At 46.9% G+C, this 1,353-nt stretch carries 1 protein-coding gene; it reads right to left on the reverse strand.

Going from position 1 to position 1,353, the window contains the following annotated elements:
- Positions 1 to 150 precede the first annotated feature (150 nt).
- Positions 151 to 1,326: a UDP-4-amino-4,6-dideoxy-N-acetyl-beta-L-altrosamine transaminase gene (pseC, locus tag VU18_RS16430; protein WP_047758574.1), complete on the reverse strand. Its 1,176-nt coding sequence runs from the start codon at positions 1,324 to 1,326 to the stop codon at positions 151 to 153.
- Positions 1,327 to 1,353: the final 27 nt, after the last annotated feature.

Raw genomic sequence — 1,353 nt, forward strand, 5'->3', positions numbered from 1 at the left:
GAGAACAGCATTTCCCCTTACATCACCAGCCTTCTAAATCATAAAACCGTATTTTTCCTTTCTCCATTCCCATCGCCATTTCCTGCCGCGGTCACCAATAAAAACTCAGAAAGCTGCTTCCATCAAATAAAAACCAAGCAGCAAACCTCGTTATTTTCGATAAAAGGAGAGCACTTTGTTTACCCCTTCTATAACCGTTCGAATATCATATTCGCTCATTTTCGGAAAAATGGGGATCGTTAACGCTCCTTCATACCACTTTTCCGCCACCGGGCAAATTCCTTTCTTGTATCCTAATCGTTGATAATAAGGGTGAAAATAAACTGGAATGTAATGAACGTGCACTCCGATATTTTCTGCCCGCAGCGCTTCAAATATCTCTTTGCGCCCCACCCGGAAATGCTCTACTTGCAGTTGAAGCACGTATAAATGCCAGCCGGAGTCCACATACGGGAGCTGATAAGGAATGCGCACTCCTGGAATGCGAGAAAACACCTCATGATAGATTGCGGCAATTTCCCGCCGTTTCTGCACAAACGCATCGAGCTTTGCCAATTGGCTGAGCCCGAGCGCTGCCTGCAAATCCGTCATTCGGTAATTATAGCCAAGATCCACCATCTCATAATACCAAGGCCCTTCATTCTTGCCTACCGTTGTAATCCCATGTGTACGAAAGAGTTTTAATTTATGATAATACTCCTCATCATCCGTGACAATCATCCCCCCCTCGCCTGTCGTGATCGTTTTGACAGGATGAAAGCTGAACATCGTCATATCTGCTAACGAGCCTACTTTTTTCCCTTTATAACAAGCTCCTAAAGAATGGGCGGCATCTTCGATGAAGACAAGACCATATTTTTTAGCGATTTCCCGAATCGGATCTAAATCGGCAGGCTGACCTGCAAAATCAACGGCAATAATGGCTTTCGTGCGCGGAGTGATGGCCTTCTCAATGAGGCTGGGGTCGATATTGTACGTGTTTTCATCAATATCCACAAACACAGGCTTGCCCCCTACATACCGCACACAGTTGGCGCTGGCTGCGAAGGTAATCGGGGTCGTAATCACCTCATCCCCTTGTGAAATACCGGCCGCATGACAAGCTGCATGAAGAGCCGCTGTTCCATTGGCAAACGCCACCGCATATTTCGCCCCGACATAGCGGGCCACCGCTTCTTCAAACTGCTGAATTTTCGGCCCTTGTGTAATCAACGAGCTTCGCAATGTTTCGACCACCGCTTGAATATCCTCTTCATCAATCCATTGCTGTCCGTAAGACAAAAAGGATTCACGCACAGGGGTTCCACCATGGATCGCTAGCTTCACGCTTCATTCCCTCCCTCTAGAAATGTT

The sequence above is a fragment of the Geobacillus sp. ZGt-1 genome (assembly GCF_001026865.1).
Taxonomy (GTDB): Bacteria; Bacillota; Bacilli; order Bacillales; family Anoxybacillaceae; genus Geobacillus; species Geobacillus thermoleovorans.